The sequence below is a fragment of the Streptomyces sp. NPDC104106 genome, assembly GCF_055584345.1.
In genome coordinates this window covers 535,701-555,506 of the sequence record NZ_JBVJMF010000002.1, presented here as the reverse complement: position 1 = coordinate 555,506, position 19,806 = coordinate 535,701, and the positions used below count along the sequence as shown (strand labels likewise).

13 protein-coding genes and 3 pseudogenes are annotated in these 19,806 nt (G+C 70.4%); 8 read left to right on the top strand and 8 right to left on the bottom strand.

The annotated features are described in order from the left end of the window. Positions 1-118: 118 nt before the first annotated feature. Positions 119-1,960 (bottom strand): APC family permease, encoded by a 1,842-nt coding sequence (locus ACZ60X_RS06380; protein ID WP_469593975.1) that lies wholly within the window; start codon positions 1,958-1,960, stop codon positions 119-121. A 208-nt stretch (positions 1,961-2,168) separates the two neighbouring features. Between ACZ60X_RS06380 and ACZ60X_RS06375 the strand changes: the two genes are divergently transcribed. Continuing rightward, on the top strand, positions 2,169-2,561 hold the full coding sequence (locus ACZ60X_RS06375; RefSeq protein ID WP_469593972.1) for a hypothetical protein: 393 nt from the start codon (positions 2,169-2,171) through the stop codon (positions 2,559-2,561). Positions 2,562-2,798: 237 nt separating this feature from the next. On the opposite strand, the gene ACZ60X_RS06370 is transcribed toward ACZ60X_RS06375, so the two are convergent. From ACZ60X_RS06370 to ACZ60X_RS06360, 3 genes are all read right to left on the bottom strand, one after another. Further along, positions 2,799-3,602 (bottom strand): DUF4118 domain-containing protein, encoded by an 804-nt coding sequence (locus tag ACZ60X_RS06370; protein WP_469593968.1) that lies wholly within the window; start codon positions 3,600-3,602, stop codon positions 2,799-2,801. Beyond that, entirely contained in the window at positions 3,602-6,100 is a 2,499-nt protein-coding gene (locus tag ACZ60X_RS06365; RefSeq protein ID WP_469593965.1) for an ATP-binding protein, read from the bottom strand. Before ACZ60X_RS06365 ends, ACZ60X_RS06370 begins: the two co-directional genes overlap by 1 nt. A gap of 185 nt (positions 6,101-6,285) precedes the next feature. Further along, positions 6,286-7,794, bottom strand: a complete 1,509-nt coding sequence (locus tag ACZ60X_RS06360) for a hypothetical protein (protein WP_469593962.1) — start codon at positions 7,792-7,794, stop codon at positions 6,286-6,288. A gap of 529 nt (positions 7,795-8,323) precedes the next feature. Between ACZ60X_RS06360 and kdpB the strand changes: the two genes are divergently transcribed. The 6 genes from kdpB to ACZ60X_RS06330 all read left to right on the top strand — a co-directional run bounded on the left by kdpB (position 8,324) and on the right by ACZ60X_RS06330 (position 15,419). After that, positions 8,324-10,477 carry a potassium-transporting ATPase subunit KdpB gene (gene kdpB, locus ACZ60X_RS06355; protein WP_469593959.1) on the top strand — a complete coding sequence of 718 codons (2,154 nt, stop codon included), beginning with the start codon at positions 8,324-8,326 and terminating at the stop codon, positions 10,475-10,477. Between the two features lie 422 nt (positions 10,478-10,899). Continuing rightward, the gene (locus ACZ60X_RS06350) at positions 10,900-11,709 is read left to right on the top strand and encodes an SDR family NAD(P)-dependent oxidoreductase (RefSeq protein ID WP_469593956.1); all 810 of its coding nucleotides are present in this window, start codon (positions 10,900-10,902) and stop codon (positions 11,707-11,709) included. 28 nt (positions 11,710-11,737) lie between these two features. Continuing rightward, the gene (locus ACZ60X_RS06345) at positions 11,738-11,815 is read left to right on the top strand and encodes a hypothetical protein (protein WP_469594414.1); all 78 of its coding nucleotides are present in this window, start codon (positions 11,738-11,740) and stop codon (positions 11,813-11,815) included. Between the two features lie 90 nt (positions 11,816-11,905). Beyond that, positions 11,906-12,685, top strand: a complete 780-nt coding sequence (locus tag ACZ60X_RS06340; RefSeq protein ID WP_469593953.1) for a GNAT family N-acetyltransferase — start codon at positions 11,906-11,908, stop codon at positions 12,683-12,685. A gap of 217 nt (positions 12,686-12,902) precedes the next feature. Beyond that, the gene (locus tag ACZ60X_RS06335; RefSeq protein WP_469593950.1) at positions 12,903-14,861 is read left to right on the top strand and encodes an APC family permease; all 1,959 of its coding nucleotides are present in this window, start codon (positions 12,903-12,905) and stop codon (positions 14,859-14,861) included. A gap of 24 nt (positions 14,862-14,885) precedes the next feature. Then, positions 14,886-15,419, top strand: coding sequence for a cupin domain-containing protein (locus tag ACZ60X_RS06330; protein WP_469593946.1), 534 nt, complete (start codon positions 14,886-14,888; stop codon positions 15,417-15,419). 202 nt (positions 15,420-15,621) lie between these two features. Here ACZ60X_RS06330 and ACZ60X_RS06325 read toward each other — a convergent pair. The 3 pseudogenes from ACZ60X_RS06325 to ACZ60X_RS06315 form a co-directional block, all read right to left on the bottom strand. Next, positions 15,622-15,984, bottom strand: a pseudogene (locus tag ACZ60X_RS06325) (transposase); the annotation flags it as partial. 226 nt (positions 15,985-16,210) lie between these two features. Continuing rightward, positions 16,211-16,461: pseudogene (locus ACZ60X_RS06320) on the bottom strand (FAD-dependent oxidoreductase); the annotation flags it as partial. Next, positions 16,451-16,680, bottom strand: a pseudogene (locus tag ACZ60X_RS06315) (ferredoxin). The pseudogenes ACZ60X_RS06315 and ACZ60X_RS06320, both read right to left, overlap by 11 nt. Before the next feature lie 498 nt (positions 16,681-17,178). Between ACZ60X_RS06315 and katG the strand changes: the two are divergent. Next, positions 17,179-19,371: a catalase/peroxidase HPI gene (gene katG, locus ACZ60X_RS06310; RefSeq protein WP_469593944.1), complete on the top strand. Its 2,193-nt coding sequence runs from the start codon at positions 17,179-17,181 to the stop codon at positions 19,369-19,371. Between the two features lie 104 nt (positions 19,372-19,475). Here katG and ACZ60X_RS06305 read toward each other — a convergent pair whose 3' ends face one another. Next, positions 19,476-19,694, bottom strand: coding sequence for a hypothetical protein (locus ACZ60X_RS06305; RefSeq protein WP_469593941.1), 219 nt, complete (start codon positions 19,692-19,694; stop codon positions 19,476-19,478). Positions 19,695-19,806: the final 112 nt, after the last annotated feature.

Here is a 19,806-nt window from a genome sequence, read left to right as displayed (position 1 = left end):
TGGCCGGTTCCGGTCGCCCGTTGACGGCCCTCTTACGGCGGACCCGGAACCTTTGACGGGACTCTTACGACTCCTGACGTACCGGTCAGTAGGCGGCTGTGACAGTCGGTGACCTGGCTCACAGCCGGAAGCGCAGCCGGCAGATCACGGCGTCCGTCTCCCGACGCACGGCGTGCGCGACGACCGCGCCCCGCTGGTTCTGCAGCAGCCGCTGCCACAGCCGCTCCGGCTCGGCCTCCGGGATCAGCACGGTGACCCGTGTGGCCGGCTCGGCGGCGGTGACCTCGCGCACGTAGGCGGCGATGGGACGCCCGAGGCTGCGCCGCGCACAGGCCAGCCGTACCAGCTCCACCCCGGGCTCCCACTCCGCCCAGGAACGCTCCAAGATGTGCAGCTGCGACCGATCCTCGGGGTCCGGATAGCACACGGTCACCGCGCGGACCTCGTCCCCGAGGGAGGCAGCCGCGGTCAGCGCCTCCGAGGTCAGCCGGGACAGCGTGGACACCGGGACGATCACCAGCGACCGCTGGCGGTGCGGGACCTCCGGGACACGGCCGAGGCCGAGCCGCTCGCCGATCCTGCGGTAGGCGCGGTGCACGATCTCGAAAGCGGCCACCAGCAGCGGCAGGGCGATGACTATCAGCCAGGCGCCGTCCATGAATTTACTCGCGGTGACGACAACGGTCGCGACACCCGTGAGCATGGCCCCGAAGCCGTTCAGCAGGGCCTTCCCGCGCCAGCCGGGGCCCTTTTCGCGCCGCCAGTGCCGGACCATGCCGACCTGGGCGATGGTGAAGCCGACGAAGACCCCGATGGCGAACATCGGCACCAGGGTGTTGGTGTCGCCGCCGGAGAAGACCAGCAGCGCGGCCGAGACGACGGCCAGCGCGAGGACACCGTGCCGGTGCACCTGGCGGTCCGCCTTCAGGGCGAACACGTGCGGGGCGTAGTTGTCGCGGGCCAGTAGCTTCAGCAGCACCGGCAGCCCGCCGAACGAGGTGTTCGCGGAGAGCGCCAGCAGGATCATCGTCGCGAACTGGATGACGTAGAACGCCCAGTTGTGGCCGAGCGAGGCGTCCGCGAGCTGGGCGAGAACCGTGACGCCCTCGACCGGTTGCAGATGGAAGCGGCCGATCAGCACCGACAGGCCGACCAGCATCAGCCCCAGGACGGCGCCCAGGGCGACCTCCGCACGCTGAGCGCGCTTCACGCGAGGGACCCGGAACGAGGGGACCGCGTTGGCGATGGCCTCCACGCCGGTCAACGCCGCACACCCGGAGGCAAATGCCTTCAGCAGAAGCAGGGCGCCCACGGTGGAGGCGTTGTCCGCGACGACCGAGGCGTGCCCGGCCGCGGTCACCGTGCTCACGGGGTGGGCGCGGAACAGGCCGACGCCGATCAGTACGAAGATCGAGCCGACGAAGACGACGGTCGGCACGATGAACGCCTTCGCCGACTCCACGATCCCGCGCAGATTGACGCCCGTGATCAGCGCGAGCACCGCCAGGCACAGCCACAGCCGGTCGCCGTACAGGGAGGGGAAGGCGGAGGTCAGGGCCGCCACACCGGCCGTGACGGCGACCGCGACGTTGAGTACGTAGTCCAGCACCAGGGAGGCGGCGGCCACCAGGCTCGTCCGCGCGCCCAGGTGCGTCTTCGCCACGGCGTACGAGCCGCCGCCGTCCGGGAAGGCCGCGATCACCTGCCGGTAGGAGGCCACCAGCACCGCCAGCAGGGCCGCGATGGCCAAGGTCACCGGCATCGTGAAACCCAGGCCGTGGGCGCCCGCGGCGGCCAGCACGAGGACGATGGCCTCCGGCCCGTAGGCCACCGACGCCATCGCGTCCAGCGACAGTGCCGCGAGCCCCGTGACCGCGGTCAGCCGGTGCCGTTCCTCGGTATCGGGCGGCTCCTCGCCGACGGGGACGGCATCCGGCTGCTCGGTGGTCACAACGGACATGGGCACGTGCTCCTTCTTCGTTCGGCCGCGCGAAGGTCCAAGCACGCGGGTGCACCCAGGTTCCGGCCGTTTCCCGCCGCGGCCGACCGTTCCTTGCGGCATCTTCGCGCCCGACCGCCCGACCTTGACGCGACCTTGACGGCTGTCCGGCGTCAGAGCCGTATCAAGGTCCGCGGTTCCGATTCCGCAGGTCGTTACCGTCTGCTCCATGGGACGCCCCGATGAGTCAGGTGAGGCGGCGGCCGACCTGGAATGGACGCGGGAGTTGTGGAGCGCCGTCCGCTGCGCCGGCTCGCTGCTCACCCTGCTGTTGCTGACCGACTGGGGGCCCGGCCGCATCGCCCTGTGGCGCACCGCCCTGTGGGTCGCGCTCGCGGGGCTGCTCTTCGTCGTGCTGTATCCAGCCCGGGTGTCCGCCGGCGGGAACTGGCTGGCCTCGAGCCGGCTGGTGTGCGAGCGACGGGTGCGGACGGACCTGCTGGTGTCGGTCCGCTGCCTGGACGGCATCTCCCAGCGGCTCCTGCTGCGGACGCCCTGGGCGGTCGCGTCGAGATCGGCCCCGAGGTCCTGGTACGCAACCCGCAGCTGTGGTCCTGCCTGAACGAGGGCGCGCAGCAGGCGGCGGACGACGGACTGCTGCTGTGCGGCCAGACCGCGCTGCGCCGCCTTTCGATCCGCGTGGACCGCGAGACGGCACGGGCCGTGTTCAAGGCGTCCGGCCTGGACTAGGACGACTCAGTCCCTGCGGTTTGCCGGATGCGGCTGTACGCCCGTCATGGGTCAGGGAATCCGGCGCGCCCGGCTTCACGCCCCCGTACTGTTTCCGCGATGTCCGGCCTCATCCCCCGCGTGCTGGTCCCGCCGTGTCCAGTGCGGCACCCGTCTGGTCGGCAAGGGTGACGGCGACCAGCCGGGCCTGGAGCGGCGGCACCGGTCCCGGGCCGGGGGTGAGCATGAAGCGGCCGAGGTAGTGGCCGTTGCCGTACGCGCGCAGCTCGATCTCGCCCTCCGGCCACCCGTCGGTGTCCGGGTTCCAGGTGCGACGGCCCACCGTCACGCCGCCGTCCTTCTCCAGGCGCGGCGGGCGGCCCAGGAGCGCGCCGTACTCGAAGCGGCAACCGCGCAGTCCGAGCAGGCCGGTCAGCTCGCCTCGGACGTGGTCGACCACGATGTCCGCCGAGTTGGCGGACTGCACGAGGTCGGCCGTCCGATGGATCCGCGCGAGGTGGTCCGCGTCGGTCACCGTCATGACCTCCAGCCGACGGGCCCGGGCCGCGAGCTGGGCGACGATCACGCCGACGACCAGCAACAGCACTGCCGCTTCGATATCCGCCGAGGCGGTGATGTCGAAGGTCTCGTACGGCCGGGTGAGGAAGAAGTCGAACCAGGCCGCCGCCGACAGTGCCGCGACCGCACCCGCCGTACGGCTGCCCAGGGCGGCCACGGCGACGACCACGACGACGAGGACAAGGGCAGCGTTCGTGTGCGTGAGGCTCGTACGGAACGGGACGAGTGCCAGGGCCACGAGGAACGGGGCGGCCAGGCCCGCCGTCAGGGCGAGCCGGTCCCGCAGCGGCAAGGGCCGCGCAGACTGGCTTCCCCGCCTGCGGTGCAGCTTCCAGATGCCGGGCACAGTGCTCATCACGCACCTCCTACGCTCTGCTCGGTCGGTTCGGCACCCGCCGTGCGTGCCGCGAACGGCAGCGAGACGACCATGGTCAGTCCGCCGCCGGGGGTGTCCTCGGGGCTGAGGGTGCCGTTCATCGCCTCGGTCAGTCCCCGCGCGAGGGCCAGCCCAAGGCCGAGTCCTGTGGTGTTGTCGGTGTCGCCGAGCCGCTGGAAGGGCTCGAAGAGCCGTTCCCGGCCCTCGGGTGGAAGCCCCGGCCCCCGGTCCACCACCCGCAACTCCACCCGGCCGGCCAGGGCACTGGCGGTGACCAGCACCCTCTTCCCGGGCGGGCTGTGACGGGCGGCGTTGCCGACCAGGTTGGCGATCACCCGCTCCAGCAGCGGCGGGTCCGCCAGCACCGCCGGGATGTCCTCCACGTCCGCCACCTCGACCTCCGACACGTCCGCCAGCGCCATCGGCAGCACCTCCTCCAAGGAGGTCTCTCGCAGGTTCAGCGTAAGGGCGCCGGCCTCCAGCCGGCTGAGGTCGAGAAGGTTCTCCACCAGCCGGTTGAGCTTGGCCATGGACTCGTCGGCGGTGGCCAGGAGGTCCTCACGGTCCTCCAGGGAGAACTCGACGTCCCGGCTGCGCAGGGAGGTGACCGCGGCCCAGCCTGCGGCGAGCGGGGTGCGCAGGTCGTGGCCGACGGCCCGCAGCAGGGCCGTACGCAGCCGGTCGGCAGCCTTGACCGGCTCCACCTCGGCCGCCGCCTCAGCGAGCCGTGCCCGCTCCACCGCGGATCCCACGTGCGCGGCGAACGCGGCCAGCACCCGCCGCTCGGAGGCGGAGAGGGTACGGCCGCGCAGCACCAGGTACGCGCCGGGGCCCGCTGGCACGGCCGTCACCCCGGCCGTCGCGTCCGGTGGCTCGTCCACCAGGTCCGCCGATTCCATGCCGAAGGTCTCGCGGGTCCGCTCCAGCAGGGCCGGGATGGTCGCTTCCCCGCGCACGATGCTGCCGGCCAGGGACGACATGGTCTCAGCCTCGGCGGTCGCCCGGGCGGAACGGCGGCCCAGGCGCAGGGACCGGTCGACGACGGCGGCGACGGTGGCCGCGACGACCGCGAACACCGTCAGGGCCACCAGGGCGTTCGGGTCGTCCAGGGTGAAGGCGCCGATGGGCGGGATGAACCAGTAGTTGAGCAGCAGGGACGCCGTCACCGACGCGATCACCGCGGAAGCGACCCCGCCTATGCAGGCCACGCCCACCACGGCGAGCAGGAACAGCAGGGCCTCGCTGGTCAGGTTCAGCGTGCCCCGCAATTGGGCCAGGACCGTGGTGAGGAGGACCGGCAGCACCAGTCCGGCCACCGGGCCCGCGATCAGCCGCGCCGTCGACAGCGTTCGACGGCGCGAGGGCAGCAGGGTGCCGCGTCCGGCCCGCTCGTGGGTGACCCGGTGCACGTCGATGTCCCCGGACAGCTCGGTCACTGTCTCCCCCGTGCCGGGCCCGGTCAGGAACCGCGTCAGCCGGCCCCGTCTGCTGGTGCCGAGCACCAGCTGGGTGGCGTTCTCGGCCCGGGCGAACTCGACCAGGGTGGTGGCCACGTCGTCGCCGACCACGGAGTGGTAGCTGCCGCCGAGGTCCTCCACCAGCCGGCGCTGCCGGGCCAGTGAGGCCGCCGAGACCCCACCGGCCAGGCCGTCGCTGCGGGCCACGTGTACGGCGAGCAGGTCGCCGCCCGCCGACCGGTCGGCGATGCGGGCGGCCCGCCGGACCAGGGTGTCCCCCTCCGGGCCGCCGGTCAGGGCGACGACGACCCGCTCCCGGGTCTCCCAGACCCCGCCGATGCCGTGCTGCGAGCGGTACTCCTGCAGGGCCTCGTCCACCCGGTCGGCCACCCACAGCAGCGCGAGCTGGCGCAGGGCTTGGAGGTTGCCGGGCCGGAAGTAGTTGGCGAGCGCTGCGTCGATCTTTTCGGGGGCGTAGATGTTGCCGTGTGCCATACGGCGGCGCAGGCCCTCGGGCGGCATGTCCACCAGCTCGATCTGCCACGCCCGCCGGACCACCTCGTCGGGCACCGTCTCGTGCTGCGGCACCCCGGTGATCTTCTCGACCACGTCGTTGAGGGACTCCAGATGCTGGATGTTCACCGCGGTGATCACGTCGATGCCGGCGTCGAGCAGGGCCTCGATGTCCTGCCAGCGCTTGGCGTTGCGGCCGTCGCCGGGGACGTTGCTGTGGGCGAACTCGTCCACGATCGCCACCTGCGGGCGGCGGCCGAGGACCGCGGCCAGGTCCATCTCCTGGAAGTCTCCGCCGCGGTAGGTGCAGGACGTGCGAGGGACGACCTCAAGGCCGTCGACCATCGCCTGCGTGTGCGGGCGCCCGTGGCACTCCACGAAGCCCACGACCACGTCCGCGCCGCGGGCGGCGCGGCGCCGTCCCTCGTCGAGCATCCGGTACGTCTTGCCGACGCCTGGGGCCGCCCCGAGGTAGACCTTCAGCCGTCCGGACCGTACGTCACTCATCGCCGTCGACGCGCTCCGCTCACTGATCCAACTCCCCTTCTCGGTAAGGTTCCTCCTCCAAGAAAGCCGCTTCACGGAGCGTTCGGCGTGAGTGTTAGCGATTTCTTGGCGGCGGTGCCGGGGACCTTGACACCGCCTTGACGTGCCCTGGCCCGATGGGGTGCGGGCAGCTGCCCTATGGCAGCTCAGCGGAACTCGGCCAGCCGTGGCCGCAGCCCCAGCACGGTCAGGAGCATCGCCGCGCCCAGCAGGCCGCCCGCCCAGGGCAGCAGGCCGTTCAGCGCTGAGCGGCCCCCGTCGACGGAGGACGTGAAGTGGGCCCGGTTGATGCCCGCCACCTGGTCCAGGGCAGCCGTCCACGCGCCGAAGTGGGCGTTGGACGTGCCCGGCGCCCAGTCCATGCAGAACTCGACCGCCTCGCGCTCCTTGCCGGCCGCGAGCAGCGCGCGCATCTTCCGGTCGTCGCGCTGGTAGACGGCGTAGGTGCCCACCGCCTTCTCAGCGGCGGCCCGCTCGCCGGGGAAGGTGATGTTGTCCAGCTCGCGGCGGAACTCGCCGGTGAAGCGCAGGTCGTGGTGGTCGGCCCGGTACGCCCGCCAGGTGGTGGCCAGTTCGTCGTCGTACGTCGACAGCGTGGCGCCCTTCAGACCGTACAGCGCTTGGGACTTGGCGAGGAACGAGTCCTCGTACTGGGTGCGGCGCTGCGGGTCGAGCAGGTAGCGGCTCTCGTCGGCGTTGGCGTCGTAGGCGATGGCGCGGGCGCGGGAGAGGGCGACGACGGAGTCGAAGGCGTCGTGCCTGGCCACGCGCAGGTGATCGGCGGAGGCGGACAGCGCCTTGGAGCCGAGTGCCACCGCGAGCAGGGTGCAGACGGTGGCGGCCAGCACACCGGGGTTGAGGATGCGCCGGAAGCTGCGCGCGAGGTACCACTGCAGGACGCCGAGCACGGCCAGCAAGAGCACGCCAAGGGCGAGGACGGCGGCGAGCTGCGCAGAGAGGGTGGAGCGCGCCGAGGAATACTCGGCTTCGAAGGACGCGTCGTTGGAAGACACCAAATTGCCGGCGGCTGGCGAGAGTTGGGTGCGCAGTAGGTCCGTGGCGCGCCGGTAGTCGGCGAGGGCAGCCGGTTTGCCGCCGTGGTGGCCGTCGTTCTCCAGGGCCCGGCCGATCAGCTCCTGGTACTCGGCGAAGTCGTCTGTCAGCGACTCCACGGTCTTCTCGTCGGCCTTGCTGCCCTGCGCGGCGACGGCGAGGGTGCGCAGATCATGGCCGATCTCGCGTCGGGCGTCGCCGTAGAAGCCGACGGCCTTGGTGTACGGCGTCTGCAGCCGCCCCTTCCCCGCGTCGCCGCTCGACAGCAGGATGTTGGCGGCCTGGGCGTCCATTTCGTTCAGGGCCAGGTCGAGGTCGGCGGCGCTGGTGGTGCGGGGCGCGTCGCGGTCGGCCACGCTGCTCCAGGTGCCGAGGGCGCCGAGCCCGGCCACCAGCAGGAGTGTGGCGACGCCGACGGTGAGCAGGACCGTGGCCGCGCGCAGAAGGCGCAGCCGTGCGGGCACGGTGGCCCAGTAGCGGCGGCGCAGAGCGGCCCGCGCGGCCTCGGTCCGCTGCCACAGGCGCAGCCCCGGACCCGGTCCGGCCGTCCGCGAACCCCCTCGCCGGCCCGGTCCGAGGCTGCCCCCGGGCTGGACGACCACCTCTCTCCGTGGCGGTGCTCCTTGCTCGGTCCGAGGACCCTGCGCTGATCCGGCCGTGAGAGTCACGGTCCCTCCAACGTCACTGCCACGGACGGTCGCCCGTCCCCCGTTGGTGGTCAGTCTGCGGCGGGATTCGGCCATCGACGGCTGCCGTTGACGGGTCCCTGATGATTTCTCGGCTTTGTTTGACGGCACTTTGACGGCGCCGCCGCACGGGCCGTATGAGTACCGCCAATTCCCCGCCGAACAGGGCGGTCGTGAAGGGGAACGGGGCTAGATTCGCTGTCGGCCGCCGAGGGGGCCGCGGACGTCAGCGGCCCCCACGACTGAAGGAGTCCCCGCTCCGAAGCGGCGCGAAGGCGGTCCGGTGCGTGTCCGAGGGGCAGGCATCCGCGCACGACGTCTTACGTCGTCCCGTGCTGGCGTCCGTGCGCCGCCGTGCGGCGCCGGGCCCCGGCGCCGCACGGTCCCGTGGCCACGTCCCCGTCACGCCTCCGTTCCTGTCATCCGTCGAGACACGAAGGTGTCCATGCTTCCCGCTGCCCCTGAGAAGGCCCCACCGTCACGCCCCGCGCGCGGAGCCCGGACCGGACCGGAGCGAAGGCCGAGGCGGCGCGCCCGGAGCGGGCTGTTCGAGCCCGCCCAGCTCGTCCGTTCCATGCCCGAGGCGCTGCGCAAACTGCACCCGCGCGTCCTGGTGAGGAACCCCGTACTCTTCGTCGTCTCCGTCGGCGCTGTCCTCACCACGCTGTCGGCGTTACTGCATCCGGCCGTCTTCACCTGGGTCATCAGTCTCTGGCTCTGGCTGACCGTCGTCTTTGCCAACCTGGCCGAGGCCGTCGCGGAGGGCCGCGGCAAGGCGCAGGCGGAGTCGCTGCGCCGGGCCCGTACGGACACGGTCGCGCTGCGGCTGGAGCACTGGAGCTACGGCACGAACCCGGCCACCGCCCGCACCGAGGCCGTCGCCGCCACCGATCTGAAACCGCTGGACGTCGTGCTGGTCGAGGCGGGCGAGATGATCCCGGCGGACGGCGATGTCATCGACGGTGTCGCGGCAGTGGACGAATCCGCCGTCACCGGCGAGTCGGCTCCCGTGATCCGGGAGGCCGGCGGAGACCGCAGCGGGGTCACGGGCGGTACGACGGTGCTGTCCGACCGGATCGTCGTACGAGTCAGCGCACGCCCCGGGCACAGCTTCCTTGACCGGATGATCGCGCTCGTGGAAGGCGCCTCCCGGCAAAAGACCCCGAACGAGATAGCTCTGAACATCCTGCTGGCCTCGCTCACGATCATCTTTCTGCTGGTGGTGGTCGCCCTGCAGCCGATGGGCGAGTACGCGGGCGCCGCCCAGGCCACAGCCGTGCTGGTCGCGCTGCTGGTCACGCTCATCCCGACGACGATCGGCGCCCTGCTGTCCGCGATCGGCATCGCCGGCATGGACCGGCTGGTGCAGCGCAACGTGCTGGCCATGTCCGGCCGCGCGGTGGAGGCGGCGGGTGACGTGAACACCCTGCTGCTCGACAAGACCGGCACCATCACCCTCGGCAATCGTGAGGCCACCGCCTTCGTCCCGCTGCCCGGCATCGACGAACGCCGGCTCGCCGACGCCGCCCAGCTGTCCTCGCTGGCCGACGAGACGCCCGAGGGCCGCTCCGTCGCCGTCCTCGCCAAGGACCGGTACGGCCTGCGGGCCCCCGCCCAGGCCGAGCTGGCGAACGCCCGCTGGGTGCCGTTCAGCGCGCAGACCCGCATGAGCGGCGTCGACCTGCGCTGGAACAACGGAGCCGTCTGCGCCATCCGCAAGGGCGCCGCCCAGCAGGTCATCGACTGGGTGCAGATGTACGGCGGCCAGGTCCCGTCCGAGGCACGCAGGTACGCCGACGCCGTGGCCGCCGCCGGAGGGACACCGCTGCTGGTCGCGGTGCACGACTGGGACGGGCCGCGCGCCCTCGGCGTGATCCAGCTGAAGGACGTCGTCAAGGACGGTATCCGCGAACGCTTCGCCGAGCTGCGCCGCATGGGCATCCGCACAGTGATGATCACCGGTGACAACCCGCTCACCGCCCGCGCCATCGCCGAAGAGGCGGGCGTGGACGACTACTTGGCCGAGGCCACCCCCGAGGACAAACTCGCCCTGATCAAGCGGGAACAGGAGGGCGGCAAGCTGGTCGCGATGACCGGCGACGGCACGAACGATGCCCCGGCCCTGGCGCAGGCGGATGTCGGCGTGGCGATGAACACCGGCACGTCGGCTGCCAAGGAGGCCGGCAACATGGTCGACCTCGACTCCAACCCGACCAAGCTCATCGACATCGTCGAGATCGGCAAGCAACTCCTCATCACCCGAGGCGCGTTGACCACGTTCTCCATTACCAACGACGTGGCGAAGTACTTCGCCATCATCCCGGCGATGTTCGCGGGCACATACCCGGGACTGGAGTCCCTGAACGTGACGGGCCTGCACAGCCCGACCTCCGCGATCACTTCCGCGATCATCTTCAACGCCCTGATCATCGTGGCCCTGATCCCGCTCGCCCTGCGCGGCGTGCGCTACACCCCCGCCTCCGCGCACGACCTGCTGCGCCGCAACCTGCTCGTCTACGGCCTCGGCGGCCTCGTACTGCCCTTCGTGGGCATCAAGCTGATCGACCTGCTGATCTCGGAGGTGCCCGGCCTTGGCTGAGCCGCGCCCAGTGTCCTGGCTCGCCCGTCAAGGTCCCGTATGCGCACGTCAGAGCCCCGTCAGAGAACGCGGTTCCGGCTTGCCCGGCGAGTGCGGGACGGCTTCCATGGACATCGTGAACAGCGCCTGGCTCCTCTTCGACCGGCCGCCGAGTCCCTCCCCCAGCCTTCGGCCGGGGGTGCCCCCATCTCGCTTCGCTCGGCCGTCGCGTCGCGAGCCGCGCTGACCGGAAGCGCCCGCGCCACCCGGTATCGCGTCCCGCCGACGCCATGCCGCGCTGGCGCCGCGCCCCGCCGACGCCGCTTTCCGTGACTCGAGGGGCGCCGTGATCGGCTCCGGCGCCCCTCGTTCCACCTTCCTCACCGCATGCCCGCCGCCCTTCGCCGGGCGGCGTCGGCGTGCCCGCAACCCCGGATGGGATCATGTCCGACTCAGCTCTTTCCTCTCGTACCGTCCTGGTCACCGGCGCCACCTCCGGCATCGGTCACGAGACGGCCCGGCAGCTCGCCGAGCGTGGCGCCACCGTGCTGCTGCACGGCCGTACCGCCGAGGAGGCGCAGGCGGCGGCAGACCGCCTGGTCGCCACGTCAGGCATCCAGCCCGCCCAACTGCGGCCGTACGGAGCTGACTTCTCCCGATTGGAGGAGGTCGAGTCACTCGCCCGCACGGTGGTCGCCGAGCGCCCGCACCTCGACGTTCTCGTCAACAACGCCGGCATGGCCGCCCCGGAACGGCACACCGTCACCGCCGACGGCAACGAGATCGCCTTCCAGGTCAACTTCCTCGCCCACTACCTGCTGACCTGCCTGCTGGAGCCGTCGCTCACCAGCGAGCCGGGCGGACGGGTCGTCAACGTCTCCTCCTCCCTGCACCGGACCGGGTCGATCCAGTGGGCCGACCCCCATCGCGCCCGCCGCTATTCCCGCCTCGCCGCCTACGCCCAGTCCCAGCTGGCGCTGACCGTGTTCGCGGCCGACCCGCGCGTCACCGCTGTCTCCGTCCACCCGGGCGTCTGCGACACCGCCCTGCTGCCGCTCTACGCCTACGCGGGCGTCTCCGCCGCCGAGGGCGCCGCGCATGTGGTCCGACTGTGCGACCCGGCCGTCGAGGTCGTCAACGGTGCCTACTTCGACCGCGACGAGTGCGTCGAACCGGCCCCGGCCGCCAGCGAGGGCCGCACGATCAACCGCCTCAACAAGCTGGCTGACCTGCTGGTCCGCCGCGCCGCCTGAAGAACGCTCAGCGTAGAGGGAATTGTCCATGTCCAAGCGCGCCCGCAAGAAGAAGACCCGCCGCACGAAGAAGGCCGACCACGGCCACAAGGCCGGCCAGGGCTGAACGAGCCACCAGCGAGGGGGGGTGACCGGGAGCAGTGACCCCTTGGTCGCCCACCCGGTCCCCGTCCCATCCCCTACCTGCGAGGCGTTGATGATCCAGATATCGCCGCCGGACCCCAGGGCGCTCGCCCGCTGGTTTCCGACCGGCTCACCCGGCGTCGCCACGATCGGCGAACACGTGCTGGCGACGGGCATCGGGCGCTGGTGGGGTGACCGGCCGGTGCAGCCGAGCGCGGTCGCCGTCACGTGCGCGGGCCACGCCGTGCTGCGGGGCAGTCCTCAGGAGCTGACGCCGGACCTCCTCGCCCCGCTCGCCGGCAACCGGGTGCAGGCTCCGGCCCGCTTCCTGCCCGCCCTCGGAGCCGCCTTCGACCGGCTCACCCCGTGGGAGCGCATGATCTGGACGCTTCAGGCCGCACCACAGCCCGCCGGTATCCCGCGCGCGGTGACCGTCCGGCGCCTCGAACCGACGGACGTCGACGCCGTGCGCGTCCTCGGCCCGGAGGCGTCCTGGCTCTCGGCCAGCTGGGGCGGACCGCGCGGTCTCGCCGCCTCAGGGCACGCGTGGGCCGCAGTAGGCCGTACGGGACGCATCCAGGCGTTGGCCTGCACCTACTTCCGCGGCACCCGCTACGAGGACGTGGCCGTCCACACCGCCCCCGGTCAAACACGCCACCACCTGGCCCTGGCCTGTGTCAACGCTCTGTGTGTCGACATCGGCGCTCGGGGACACATCCCCAGCTGGAACTGCTCGGTCCACAACAGGGCCACTCGTCTCCTGGCCTGGCAGGCCGGCTTCCGGCTGGTCCGCGAATACGTCCACTACGCCGTCGGCAGCCCGGTGGGGAGCAGGCGCAACCTCAGCGCCTAACGCGCCCTCCCCAATAGGGCGCAGTCGCTCTCTGGGCAAGGGGAAGCCTCAGATCTTGATGTGCGGGCAGCGTTCACCCCACCGGTCTTAACGCAAGATTGACGCCCTCCGGCAAGATGATCCGTGGGCTCAGCTGTCACTCTCCGCTTACGCTGGTGCGGCCGTCCGTGTGATGGCCGAAACCCCACGCTGAGCCCCACATCAGGAGAGCGCGTCGATGGCCACCACCGAACACCCTCCCAGTACCAGCCGCCTGCGGACGTGGATGCTGGAGGGCCTGTCCGACATGGGCAAGAACGGCGGCCACCCGGGGCCCCACGCCGCACCCGAACCCCCGCACCAGGGGCAGCGCTGGTGGCGGGTGATGTGCCTGACCGGTGTGGACTACTTCTCCACCCTGGGCTACCAGCCGGGCATCGCGGCCCTCGCGGCCGGCCTGCTCGGGCCGATCGCGACCATCGTGCTCGTCATCGTCACCCTGGCCGGCGCGCTTCCGGTGTACCGCCGCGTCGCCGAGGAGAGCCCGCACGGCGAGGGTTCGATCGCCATGCTGGAGCGGCTGCTGTCCTTCTGGCAGGGCAAGCTCTTCGTCCTCACGCTGCTGGGCTTCGCCGCCACCGACTTCCTGATCACCATCACGCTCTCGGCCGCCGACGCCTCCACCCACCTGGTGGAGAACCCGCATCTGACGAACGTCCTGCACGGCCGGCAAATGCTGATCACCCTGATCCTGGTGGCGCTGCTCGGCGCGGTGTTCCTCAAGGGCTTCCTGGAGGCGATCGGTGTCGCGACCGCGCTGGTCGGCGTCTACCTCGCGCTCAACGTCGTCGTCGTGATCGTCGGCCTCTACCACGTGCTCACCGCGGGCCATGTGATCACCGACTGGTCCAACGCGCTGACCGTGCAGCACGGCAACATCTTCGTCATGATCGGCCTGGCGCTGATCGTGTTCCCCAAACTCGCCCTCGGCCTGTCCGGCTTCGAGACCGGCGTCGCCGTCATGCCGCACGTCCAGGGCGACCCGGACGACACCGAGGAGAAGCCGACCGGGCGGATCCGGGACACCAAGAAGCTGCTCACCACGGCCGCGATCATCATGAGCGCCTTCCTGATCACGTCCAGCTTCATCACCACACTGCTCATCCCGGAGAACGACTTCAAGACCGGCGGCCCGGCCAACGGACGTGCCCTCGCCTACCTCGCGCACCAGTACCTGGGTGGCGCCTTCGGCACGGTCTACGACATCTCGACCATCGCCATCCTGTGGTTCGCCGGCGCCTCCGCCATGGCCGGCCTGCTCAACCTGATGCCGCGCTACCTGCCCCGCTACGGCATGGCCCCGCACTGGGCCCGCGCCGTGCGCCCCATGGTCATCGTCTTCACCCTCGTCGCGTTCCTGGTCACCTGGATCTTCGACGCCAACGTCGACAAGCAGGGCGGCGCCTACGCCACCGGCGTGCTGGTGCTCATCACCTCCGCGGCGATCGCGGTGACCATCGCGGCGCGCAAGGCCGGGCAGCGCAAGTGGACCATCGGCTTCGGCGTGATCTCCGCGGTGTTCCTCTACACCACCGTCGTGAACGTCATCGAGCGCCCGGACGGTGTGAAGATCGGTGCCTGCTTCATCGTCGGCATCATCCTGGTCTCGCTGCTGTCCCGGCTCGCCCGCGCCTTCGAACTGCGCGTGACCAGCGTGACGCTCGACCCCCTGGCGGAACGATTCATCCGCGACATGGCCAGCCGCAAGATGCGGTTCATCGCCAAGGAGCCCGGGCACCGCGACAAGGCCCAGTACCGGGACAAGATCGAGCAGATCCGCGCCGACAACGACATGCCCGAGCAGGAGGACTTCGTCTTCGTCGAGGTCACCGTCACCGACCCCTCCGAGTTCGAGGCGGGCCTGACCGTGCGAGGCGAGGTGCTGCACGGCCGCTACCGGGTACTGACCCTGGAGTCCGCCTCCATCTCCAACGCCCTGGCGGCCCTCCTCCTGCACGCCCGCGACATGACGGGCTGCACGCCGCACATCTACTTCGAGTGGACCGAGGGCGGCCCCTTCGCCAACTTCCTGCGCTTCTTCCTCTTCGGCCAGGGCGAAGTCGCCCCGGTCACCCGCGAGGTACTGCGCGAGGCGGAACCGAACCGCGCCCGACGCCCCCACGTACACACCGGCTGAGAACGCGGCCAGTCCGCCGCCCGCGTGAGGAATCCGTCAGGATTCACCCGCTCGGCGCTTTGGTCAGGTAGCCGTGCGGGCCAGGGTCGTCGAAGACCGGGTCGAAGAGGACACGCAGCCCGCCGAGGTCGAGGACGGCCGTGGGCCCGCCGACGACCAGCGCTGAGCCGTCGTGGCAGGGGAGGCGGGGGGAGGTCGGCGCCATGCTCGTGCTGCTCCTTGGCCGAGGGAACGGGCCTGGGGTGCCGCGAGCAGGGCAGCGAGGCCCGGCTGATCCTGACGACCTCCGGCCCGGCGCCGGTCGAGGTCTGGCGCTGGCGCCTGGGCCCGGGCGAGGAGTATGCGAGCCATCCCCATCAGGCCGGGGTCGTGGAGACGATCAGCGTCATCTCCGGCCGGATGGTCCTGATCGTCGACGGGACCGAGCATCCGCTGGCAGCCGGTCAGACTGCCACGTTCGACGGCGACACGGCGCACACCTACCGCGGCTCCGGCACCGAGCCCTGCGACCTGATCATGACGGTTCACCTGCCTCCCGGCCCTGCCGCCACGGTGTGAAGTGGTGTCGGCTCACGGGTATCCCTTATGCGGACAGGTGTGCGGTTGCGATCGCAAGTCAGGCGCAACGCACCCACAAATCATCGCCGTAACAGGGGCCGAGTGAGGCACCGAACGCATCATGAGATCGGCTGAGCGCAGAAGTCTCGTCACGGTGGATCCCGGCGGGGCCTCGTCGTATCACAGGCGCTCTCACACGCCCCTATAGCGCAGGGGTGCGGGAAAGCGGTCTGCCCAGGTTGAAGACCTCGCGGGCGGCGTATCGCCTGAGGCATCGGACGATCTCGCGTCGAGTCTTGCCCTCCCGGGTGCGGCGTTCGTAGTACGCCCGGGTGCGCGGGTCGTGGCGCAGTCGGGTGAACACGATGCGGTGCAGGGCGGCGTTCGCCTGACGGTCGCCGCCGTAGTTGAGCCGACGCGTGCTCCGACGGCCCGACGAATACTCGACGGGGCTGACTCCGCAAAGCACAGCAAAGGATGCCTCAGTGTTCAGCCGCTCGGGGTTGTCTCCCATGGTGATCAGCAAGGTGACTGCGCTGTCCGGGCCGGCGCCCACCGGGGCGAGTAGGACCGGCGGGTGCACCCGCTCGTACTCATCGGAGGCGGGTGCGGACCAGCTGGTGCGCCACAACGGCTTCTCGATGCCGTCGGTGTCCTTCTCCTGCCGCTGAAAGAACAGGGCGTACTTGTCGACACCCCGGCCTCCAGGGCGGTCAGGACGACGTCAGCGCGGGCACTGCCGATCGCGAGGTTCTTCCCGGTGCCCTTCACCGGGAGCGCCACCTCGGTGACCGCCATTCGGCGTCGATGTCGCGTCGCCGCGGCAGCGCGGTGTCCTCGGGCCGTGCCCGCCCGAGCAACGCCTGCTTGGACAGCGGCGGCCGCTCATAGGGCTCGTACGGCTCATCGCCGATCATGGTCAGGAATCCGGCGAAGCCCTTCTCGCGCAGGGTCTCCCCGCGCGCAGACCGGCCAGCGAGGCACCGACCACGACGATGCGGCCCTGGCGGCGCGGGACCTGGACGTCCGTGTCAGCCGACATGGGGCTCGACCCGCTTCGTCGGCTCGTCGGAGTAGTCGACCAGGATGGCCTGCACCGGGCAGGCGGCAGCGGCCTTCTCCACCCGGTCACGTTGTGCCTCGTCGAAACCAGGGGAGAACAGCAGCGCTTCTTCCCGTGGAGGGAGAAGACGTCCGGGACGAGAAAGACGCACTGTGCGAATCCCTGGCACCGGTTGAGATCGACGACAAGCCTCGTCAGGGACCCGCTCCCCGCGCGGGCCGCGGTCCCCGCAGGTTCCGCAGCCCTCTGCGCTCGGTCCATACGGTGGTCGGCATGCCTCTTGCAGGATGGGCCTCTGCGCAGGGCGCTCGCAGGCGAAGGCCGCCGGGCAGGGCGACGCGTACCCGACCGGCCAACCGCAAGGGAGACTCGAGCCGGCCCCGGCCAACTGCTCACCGTCGGCCGTGACGCCGAGCGCCTAGCGCCGGCCCGCGCCGTCACCTGGCACTGCCAGGGCCGCGTCCTGATCCACGGCAACCGAACCGTGGTCTTCAGCTGACCCTGAACCCCACTCCCAGGTCTTGCCGAATCCCCTACGACAGAGGAACAGAAAGGCCGCCCCTTCTCTCACGTCTCGTCTGTCATGCGGGGGTGCGCTGCGTGTTTCATTAGAGGTGTGGTCTGCGGTACGCGACCATACGGACGCGAGGACAACACATTTCCAGGCAGAGCACCGAGACAGGAAGAAGGACGGGCATGTCCGGCAGTGAAAGCGAGAATCCGGCAATCCCTTCACCGACGCCCACACCGATTCGACGGCCCAGGACGAACCGGGACTGGTGGCCGAATCAGCTGGATCTTCAGGTTCTACACCCGCACTCGCCCCGAGCCAACCCGATGGGCGAGGACTTCGACTACGCGAAAGAGTTCGCGAGCCTCGACGTCGCCGCACTGAAGCGTGATGTCTTCGAGGTGATGACGACATCCCAGGACTGGTGGCCTGCCGACTACGGTCACTACGGGCCGCTCTTCATCCGGATGAGCTGGCATGCCGCGGGAACGTACCGCATCGCGGACGGCCGCGGCGGTGGCGGCAGCGGCGCACAGCGCTTCGCCCCCCTCAACAGCTGGCCGGACAACGCGAGCCTGGACAAGGCGCGCCGTCTGCTGTGGCCGGTCAAACAGAAGTACGGCCGGAAAATCTCCTGGGCCGACCTTCTGGTCTTCGCCGGAAACTGTGCCATGGAATCCATGGGATTCAAGACGTTCGGGTTCGGTTTCGGGCGAGAGGACATCTGGGAACCCGAGGAGATCTTCTGGGGGCCCGAGGACACATGGCTCGGAGATGAGCGCTACAGCGGCGACAGGGAACTCACCGGTCCTTTCGCCGCCGTACAGATGGGACTGATCTACGTCAATCCGGAGGGACCCAACGGAAACCCGGACCCGATGGCCGCCGCCGTGGACATCCGGGAGACGTTCGGACGCATGGCGATGAATGACGAGGAGACGGTCGCACTCATCGTCGGCGGCCACACCTTCGGCAAATGTCATGGCGCGGTCGAACCCAGTTATATCGGCCCGGAACCCGAGGCCGCCCCCATCGAACAGCAGGGCCTCGGCTGGCGGAACACCTACGGCAGCGGCACGGGCCCCCATGCGCTCACCAGTGGTCTGGAGGGCGCATGGACCACCGAGCCGACCAAGTGGGACAACGGGTACCTGGACAACCTCTACGGGTACGAGTGGGAGCTGACGAGCAGCCCCGCCGGCGCCCACCAGTGGACTCCGACGCATCCCGCGGCCAGGAGCGCTGTACGCGACGCGCATGATCCGTCGAAGCGGCACGCCCCGATGATGCTGACGACGGACATCGCGCTGAAGGTGGACCCTGTCTACGGTCCGATCACGAAGAGGTTTCACGAGAACCCGGACGAACTGGCGGTGGCGTTCGGCAAGGCGTGGTACAAACTGCTGCACCGCGACATGGGGCCCCTCTCGCGTTACCTCGGCCCGTGGATTCCCGAGCCGCAGCTGTGGCAGGACCCCGTTCCGGACGTCGATCACGAACTGGTCGGGGACGAGGACATCGCCGCCCTCAAGGGCAGGATCATCGCCTCGGGCCTTTCCGTCCCCCAGCTGGTCACCACCGCCTGGGCGTCGGCGACGAGCTTCCGCGGCACCGACAAGCGCGGCGGGGCGAACGGAGCACGCATCCGGCTCGCACCGCAGAAGGACTGGGAGCTCAACGACCTCCCCGAGGTGACCGAGGTACTGCGCACGCTCGAGCGGATCCAGCAGGACTTCAACCTCTCCCAGACCGGCGGAACGCGCGTCTCCCTCGCCGATCTGATCGTCCTCGGCGGATGCGCGGCCGTCGAGCAGGCCGCGAGGGAAGCCGGCTACGACGTCACGGTTCCCTTCGCACCGGGGCGTACGGACGCCTCGCAGGAGCAGACCGACGCGGCGTCGTTCGCCGTGCTGGAGCCCAAGGCGGATGCCTTCCGCAACTACCTTCCGGCGGGCGAGAAGCTGTCGCCGGAGACCCTCATGCTGGACCGTGCCAACCTGCTGACGCTGACCGCTCCCGAGATGACGGTGCTGATCGGCGGCATGCGGGCCCTGAACACCGGCTTCATGGGGTCCCCCCACGGAGTCTTCACCCACCGGCCGGGAATCCTGACCAACGACTTCTTCGTCAGCCTGCTCGACATGGGCACGGAGTGGAAGGCGTCGGCTACGGACGAGAACGTGTTCGAAGGCCGGGATCGCGCCACCGGCGAGGTCAAGTGGACCGCCACCGCCGTCGACCTGATCTTCGGTGCGAACTCCCAACTCCGAGCCGTATCGGAGATCTACGCGTGCCAGGACGCGGCAGAGAAGTTCGTACGTGACTTCGTGGCAGCGTGGAACAAGGTGATGAATCTCGACCGGTTCGACCTCACCTGAGCCCGACGTCCCGGTCGGCCCTCATCGGCCGACCGGGTCGGGCCCATGCCGCAGGCGAGCCATGGAGCCACGCCATCATCGGGGTCAAACGGGACCGCCGCGCGTCAGTCCACGGCTGGCCACACCTCCGGCCCGCCACCCCGCCACTCGATCAGCGGCGAACTCACCAAGTCCACCACGTCCAGGCCCTCCAGGCCGGCACGCTCCAAGAACACCGACAGGTCGTGCAGGCTGTAGGCGGTGCCCAGCGTCTCGCTGTCGACCTCGACACGTCGGCCGCCACCCTCACCGGGCGGACCCACGACCACGCGACGCTCAAGCATAGCCTCAGCATCACCCAGCGGCAGGTGAGGCGCATTCGGGAGACGGCTGTCAGTGGCGGCCGGCCCACGGGGTCAGGTCGGATCGGTGCCCCTTGCGACCAAGCCGCACTGA